The sequence below is a fragment of the Zooshikella ganghwensis DSM 15267 genome, from assembly GCF_000428585.1.
Taxonomy (GTDB): domain Bacteria; phylum Pseudomonadota; class Gammaproteobacteria; order Pseudomonadales; family Zooshikellaceae; genus Zooshikella; species Zooshikella ganghwensis.
The window spans coordinates 1-6467 of the sequence record NZ_AUAF01000203.1 but is presented as its reverse complement, the minus strand read 5'-3'; the positions used below and the strand labels follow the sequence as shown (position 1 = coordinate 6467).

The window sequence follows — 6467 nt, the reverse complement described above, 5'->3', positions numbered from 1 at the left end:
CAACATAAAACCGTTTGTCATGGGAAAGGGGAGTATGCTCGTGATGAAGATGGGGATGGTTTTCACGAAGTACATGTTAACACCATTGAAGGTTGTTGGTCATTACTACGCTCATGGTTAAGACCTCATCGAGGTATTTCTCAAGAAAAACTACCTTTTTATTTAGCATTATTTGAGTTTGTGTACAATATAAAGTGCCGAGGAAAAAGCTTACTTAATGATCTAGTAGAGCTATTGATATAACCCCCTAGGAATCCATATAGAGCCTTATTTAATAGGAACCAAGGCAATGCTCCTCTTCAGTTAGCTAAATTAATAGGCTAAAAAGTCGAGCATCGCGTTAATGTATGTTAACCAACCCTGATGAAATGTTATGCTGTGGCGATGCTCTTTACACACATCTCTGAGGGTGAGTTGCGTCAGTAACTTAGCATTAACAATTAAAAGCAGTGAGTCTTTTCATACTCTACACTGAGATTACAAAGCGAAGCGAGCCTTCCCAACATGGTGTGCTACGAGTAAACACTTAGAGGTTTGTGTTGATTCAACCAGATAAGGACGGCTGATGATCAAGAAGTTAGTGTCATGGGGAGTGATTTGTACCGTAACAGTATTGCAAAGCGTTAGTCTTTTTGCTGAGGAGCAACAAAAGGCGAGGTTACATGTATACAACTGGAATGATTATATAGCGCAAAGCACGATTCCTGTCTTCGAAGAGCGAACGGGAATAAAAATTGTCTATGATGTCTATGACAGCAACGAGGTTTTGGAGGCAAAAGTCTTAGCGGGTAGTTCAGGTTTTGATATTGTTGTGCCTTCAGACAACCCGTTTTTTGCGAATCAAATCAAAGCATCTGCTTATCAGCCTTTGGACAAGTCAAATCTTCCTAATTTGGATAAGTTAGATCCTGCTTTATTAGCTAAAGTGTCTGCAAGTGCTGATCCTGGCAACAAATATGGAATTCCTTATTTGTGGGGCACAACGGGCATTGGCTATAACCTAAAAAAAGTCCAGGAAGTGCTTGGCGCAGATGTACCATTAGATAGCTGGGATCTAGTGTTTAATTCCAAAAATATGGAAAAGCTGGCGCGCTGTGGTGTAAGTTTTTTAGATGCACCTTTAGAAATCATTCCTACTGCATTAAAATACCTCGGCCTTGATCCCAACAGTACCAATAAGGCTGATTACCTCAAGGCAACTGAACTCCTTCTGGCTGTTCGTCCATATGTAACCTACTTTCACTCATCCAAGTATATTGCTGATTTAGCAAATGGTGACATCTGTGTGGCTATAGGTTTTTCTGGCGATATTTTGCAAGCACGGGATCGAGCAGAGGAAGCTAACAATGGGATAGCTATTCAGTATGTTATCCCCAAAGAGGGGGCACAGTTGTGGTTTGATATGCTCGCAATCCCAGCAGATGCCAAGCATGTAGACGAAGCCTATGCTTTTTTGAATTACTTGCTTGAGCCTGAAACTATTGCTCAAATCACCAACTATGTGTCTTATGCCAACCCCAATTTGGTGGCGAATGAATACGTAGATGAAGAAATTAAGAATGACCCTGGGATATACCCTCCTCCCGCTATCAGAAAAAACTTATATAAGACGGTCGTATTACCCAAAAAAATCAACCGTATCATTACTCGGTCTTGGACGAGAGTGAAATCGGGACGCTGATGTGTCACCTGTTTAATAGCAATTAAGCTAAGGTTACACACGTATAGGGGGAGAGCCAGTAAAGCTCTCCTTTCTTAGTTTTGGATGTATACCCTTCGCGAATGCGTTTTAGGCTTTTATCTTCGTTATTCACCCCAGTCACTTATTATTTATAAGCTCCTGGGGCTACATTACTCGATGGGCTTGCCTAAAAAGCACTCGTACTGGCTATAGTAATCCAGCAATGGAGAGTTCAATGTCTATTGCATCTGGTAACACATATACCAATGGTAATCATGCCCAGCGCAACGAAGTTTTGGTAAAGCTTGATCGGCTAACGAAAAAGTTTGGCGATACGGTTGCAGTCGATGATGTCAGTTTGACGATTAAGAAGGGTGAAATTTTTGCCTTGTTGGGTGGTTCAGGCTCAGGAAAGTCAACATTACTAAGAATGTTGGCGGGATTTGAAATGCCTTCGGAAGGGCGCATTTTTCTGGATGGTCAAGATATTACTGCGTTGCCGCCTTATGAACGGCCCATCAATATGATGTTTCAGTCTTATGCGTTATTTCCTCATATGACTGTTGAGCAAAATATCGCTTTTGGCTTGAAGCAAGACAAGCTACCTAAGCCTGACATAAGAGCGCGTGTTCAGGAGTTACTGCGTTTGGTTCATATGGAAAAATATGCAAAACGCAAACCCCATCAATTGTCGGGTGGACAGAAGCAACGGGTTGCTTTGGCAAGAAGCCTGGCCAAAAGGCCAAAGTTATTGTTACTGGATGAGCCAATGGGGGCTTTGGATAAAAAGTTACGTACCCAAATGCAGCTCGAAGTAGTGACTATTCTAGAAGAAGTGGGCGTGACCTGCGTTATGGTTACGCACGACCAGGAAGAAGCCATGACCATGGCAGAAAGAATAGGCATTATGAATGATGGCTGGATTGTCCAGGTAGGTACACCTGTTGATATTTATGAAACCCCTAACTGTCGGATGACGGCTGAGTTTATTGGTTCGGTGAATATCTTTAATGGAACCATTACTAAAGAAGAAGCCGACCATGTCATTATCAACTCTGCAGAGTTGAGTAATGCCATCCATATTGACCACGGGATTATGGCACCGTTAGATGAGCGAACAGTTTATGTGGCGGTTCGGCCTGAAAAAACGCTGATTACCAAAGAGCGCCCTGAGCAAGAGTTTAACTGGTCGAAAGGTATCGTCCACGATATTGCTTATTTGGGTGGGCACTCGGTTTATTATGTGAAACTACCCTCCGGCATGATTGTGCAGTCTATGATGGCGAACTCTGAACGGAGTATGGGACGTCCAACATGGGATGAGTCTGTATATATAAGTTGGGAGTCCAGCAGTGGGGTAGTGTTGACGTCATGAAGTATCTTTTACGCTTTTTGCCAAAAGGAAGAACGCTGGTTATCAGTATTCCCTTTCTATGGCTGCTATTCTTCTTCTTTGTACCGTTTATTATTGTTCTTAAAATCAGCTTTTCTGAAGCTGAAGTCGCCATACCACCTTACTCGGAAATTTTTCAGTTTGCTGATGACACTCTGAGTATCTTATTAAACTTAGGCAATTATGTTTTTTTGTCTGAGGATGAGCTTTACTGGTCAGCATATTTAAGCTCAGTAAAAATAGCCTTTATTTCATCACTGGCTTGTTTGTGTATAGGCTATCCAATGGCTTATGCCATGGCTCGAGCCAACCAGCGTACACAAACAATACTGTTGTTACTTATCCTGTTACCCTCATGGACATCTTTTTTGATTCGAGTGTATGCTTGGATTGGTATTTTAAAAAATAATGGACTTATCAATAACTTGCTCATGTGGCTTGGCCTGATTGATAGTCCATTGCCCATGTTAAATACTAACTTTGCAGTATATATAGGCATTGTATATACCTACTTGCCTTTTATGGTTTTGCCACTCTATGCAAATCTCATCAAGCTCGATCATAGTTTATTAGAAGCTGCTTCAGATCTTGGCTGTAAGCCATGGAAAGTCTTCTTTGAAGTGACATTACCTCTATCCAGAAATGGCATTATTGCGGGCTCAATGCTGGTTTTTATTCCTGTTGTGGGCGAGTTTGTTATTCCTGAGCTGTTGGGGGGGCCGGAGTCGTTAATGATTGGTAAGGTACTGTGGCAGGAGTTTTTTAATAACCGTGACTGGCCCATTGCCGCTGCACTGGCAATTGTCATGTTGGCGATTTTGAGTATTCCCATTGCTTACTTTAACCATCATCAAGCAAAAGAAATGGAAGGATGAGTATGGCTAGCCGCAAACTGACGTTTTCTAATGTGGTGTTATGCTTGGGGTTAGCATTTCTTTATCTACCCATGTTTATCCTCGTTCTATATTCCTTTAATGCTTCCAAACTGGTTACTGTATGGGCGGGCTTTTCTGGCAAGTGGTATGTAGAGCTTTTTGCGGATGATCAACTTATGTCGGCTGTTTGGATGAGCTTGAGGATTGCTTTCTTTAGCTCGTGTATGGCTGTTATTTTAGGCACGATGGCCGCATTTGTGATGACACGTTTTCACCGTTTTCGAGGCAAGCCTCTATTTAGTGGAATGATTACAGCACCACTAGTCATGCCTGATGTAATCACAGGCTTGTCATTGCTGCTACTTTTTGTTGCTATGTTTCAATTAACGGGCTGGCCTGCAGAGCGGGGTATGCTAACCATATGGATTGCCCATGTGACCTTTTCATCGGCATATGTGGCAGTTGTTGTATCGTCACGCTTAAGAGAGGTGGACACCTCTATCGAAGAAGCGGCTATGGATTTAGGTGCAACGCCATTTAAAACGTTTTTCCTCATTACTATCCCTGTTATTGCACCTGCAATTGCTGCAGGCTGGCTGTTGGCGTTTACGCTTTCTTTAGATGATTTGGTCATAGCAAGCTTTGTCTCAGGACCTGGCTCTACCACACTACCTATGGTGGTTTTTTCATCGGTCAGGCTGGGTGTTAGTCCTAAAATAAACGCACTTGCCACTCTCTTTATTCTCGTGGTGTCTCTTGCGGCATTCATTGCATGGTGGCTGGCAAGGAGAGCAGAAGCCAGAAGGCGTAGTCCACTTCATGTTGAAGAGGAAGAAAGTTGGACAAAGCATTTATCCAATCAACGTTGAGCTAAATTAAACATGTTACTGGATTATTTAAACACCCGCAGAAAATAATTGGGCTACAAAAAAATATAACCACACCAAAATCCCAGGTGTGGTTTTTTAGATAATCAAATAAGTTAACGCGAAGATTTATTTTTTGCCTTCTATTAATAAAAAAATTCTGATGGCTTTAGTCAAAAGTGTCAGTTTGTTACAAATATCAATAGGTTTTTAATAAAAAGGCTGTGCCGTGTTTTAGAGTCCTAAAATTTAATTTATTTAGTGATGCAGAGCATAACCTTATTCATAAGGGATGAATTAATAATGGGGGAATTGGTCTATCAGTAAAGGTTAGACTTAGAGGGAAAATCATGAAAAAGTGGCTTCTGATGCTTTTAGGCGCAGCGCCACTAATGGTGTTTGCTGCTCAAAAGACCAATGAGTTGGTAAATATTGTTAAAGAGCAACCGTTAAGATCCGTTTCTGTTGCCGCGCCTGAAAGAGATAAGTTTAGTAATAAAGATGGTTCGGGTTTTTATTGGGAACTATTAAAAACAATATACGAGCCGTTAGGTATTGAATTAAAACATCTTAGTATGCCTTCGGCTCGAGCACTTAAAATTGCCGACCAAAAATACCAGCTGCTTGATGGCTTGATTGCTCAGCCAAAACTGACAGGCTATGACTTATTATTACCCAAGTATGCTACTCATACTGAAAAGATTAGTGTTGTGTACAAAAAACGGGTTATTTGGAAGTGGACAGGTAAGGCGTTACTTAAGCATAGAATTGTGACTTGGCCTGTTGGTATGAACCTTATTGGAAAAGATAAAAGGAACTTTAAGTTAAGAGAGTTCAAAACAGATAAAGAAGCTGTTGAGCTGGTTGATACTGGTAAGGTCCACTTCTTGATTGATAAGTCTTATAAAATCCAAGCATTATTTGATGAAGGCTTATTGGACAAGGAAAGGTTTGAGGTCGCTGACTTTGAAACTGAGCAAGAAGCTTTTATTGCATTTGTTAACCGGGATCACTCTCGTTATCTAATCAAGATATTTAATACAAGGATCGAAGAACTATTCAAGGTGGGTAAACTACAAGCGATTTATGATAAGTGGAATATCCCAATGCCTAAAAGCTTAAAGACTCAACTTACAGTGAATGATACATGATGTTTTTTGATTACATCTAAGCTGAGAAGTAGCAATATATTAATGTGGTTAAATTTTGCACAGATGTTTGTGGGTGTATTTCATGACTAAGAAGTTACACCTGTCTTCTTATGTAAGATTTGTTAAGAATTCAATTGACATAGTCAACAAATAGCTTATACTGCGCACCACTTCTTCAGCGGTAAAGCTTTTCAAGTCCCCGACGCCCAGAGGGTTTCACCGAATACAGACGGTGATTAAGCCTCTTTTGATGTGCGTCAAACGTCGTTCAGTAGGATGATGAAAAAGAGGGGGTTGACAAGGTTATCGAAAGCGCTAGAATGCGCGGCCGCTGAGAGGCGGGTTGGGTTGTGATTGAGGTTGAAATAAAATTCAACGTGCAGCTTGACAAAACAAGGCGAGGCAGTAGAATAGCCGGCCTTGGTTGAGACCAGCGCTTAACCAAAGTTCTTTAACAAATGATCAAGTAATTCGTGTGGGTGCTTACGATGACGGATTAGG

Annotated in this window: 5 protein-coding genes and 1 pseudogene; all 6 read left to right on the top strand. The window is 41.3% G+C overall.

What is annotated here, in order from left to right:
- Positions 1-243 (top strand): annotated as a pseudogene (locus F607_RS0123780) (IS1595 family transposase); the annotation flags it as partial.
- A gap of 322 nt (positions 244-565) precedes the next feature.
- Positions 566-1681 carry an extracellular solute-binding protein gene (locus tag F607_RS0123775; RefSeq protein ID WP_051311783.1) on the top strand — a complete coding sequence of 372 codons (1116 nt, stop codon included), beginning with the start codon at positions 566-568 and terminating at the stop codon, positions 1679-1681.
- Between the two features lie 235 nt (positions 1682-1916).
- Positions 1917-3056: a polyamine ABC transporter ATP-binding protein gene (potA, locus tag F607_RS0123770; RefSeq protein WP_027710058.1), complete on the top strand. Its 1140-nt coding sequence runs from the start codon at positions 1917-1919 to the stop codon at positions 3054-3056.
- Positions 3053-3949, top strand: a complete 897-nt coding sequence (locus F607_RS0123765) for an ABC transporter permease subunit (RefSeq protein ID WP_027710057.1) — start codon at positions 3053-3055, stop codon at positions 3947-3949. The genes potA and F607_RS0123765 overlap by 4 nt, the downstream gene beginning before the upstream one ends.
- A 2-nt stretch (positions 3950-3951) precedes the next feature.
- Positions 3952-4818, top strand: a complete 867-nt coding sequence (locus F607_RS31480) for an ABC transporter permease subunit (RefSeq protein WP_051311782.1) — start codon at positions 3952-3954, stop codon at positions 4816-4818.
- Between the two features lie 347 nt (positions 4819-5165).
- A complete protein-coding gene (locus F607_RS0123755; RefSeq protein ID WP_027710056.1) occupies positions 5166-5966 on the top strand; it encodes a transporter substrate-binding domain-containing protein in 801 nt (266 codons plus the stop codon).
- The last annotated feature ends 501 nt before the right edge of the window (positions 5967-6467 follow it).

Coding starts and splice junctions, on each gene's coding strand:
- F607_RS0123775 (WP_051311783.1), top strand. CDS start 566: ATGATCAAGAAGTTAGTGTCATGGGGAGTGATTTGTACCGTAACAGTA.
- potA (WP_027710058.1), top strand. CDS start 1,917: ATGTCTATTGCATCTGGTAACACATATACCAATGGTAATCATGCCCAG.
- F607_RS0123765 (WP_027710057.1), top strand. CDS start 3,053: ATGAAGTATCTTTTACGCTTTTTGCCAAAAGGAAGAACGCTGGTTATC.
- F607_RS31480 (WP_051311782.1), top strand. CDS start 3,952: ATGGCTAGCCGCAAACTGACGTTTTCTAATGTGGTGTTATGCTTGGGG.
- F607_RS0123755 (WP_027710056.1), top strand. CDS start 5,166: ATGAAAAAGTGGCTTCTGATGCTTTTAGGCGCAGCGCCACTAATGGTG.